The 231-nt window shown below is 44.6% G+C and carries 1 rRNA gene; it reads left to right on the top strand.

The annotated features are described in order from the left end of the window. Window positions 1-117: 117 nt before the first annotated feature. Window positions 118-231: ribosomal RNA gene (locus QQZ17_RS22525) — 16S ribosomal RNA — on the top strand; the annotation flags it as partial.

Here is a 231-nt window from a genome sequence, read left to right as displayed (position 1 = left end):
GTGTGGGCACTCAAAGTGACATGGATTCTTAATGTCTTCGGACAATAAATGAATACCAAGTCTCAAAGAGTGAACACGTAATTCATTACGAAGTTTAATTCTGTGAGCATCAAACTTAAATTGAAGAGTTTGATCATGGCTCAGATTGAACGCTGGCGGCAGGCCTAACACATGCAAGTCGAACGGTAACAGGAAGCAGCTTGCTGCTTTGCTGACGAGTGGCGGACGGGT

The sequence above is a fragment of the Citrobacter sp. T1.2D-1 genome (assembly GCF_950098555.1).
In the GTDB taxonomy this organism is placed as follows: Bacteria; Pseudomonadota; Gammaproteobacteria; order Enterobacterales; family Enterobacteriaceae; genus Citrobacter_A; species Citrobacter_A telavivensis.
The sequence above is the reverse complement of the archived record's forward strand: the minus strand, read 5'-3'. Positions and strand labels throughout refer to the sequence as shown.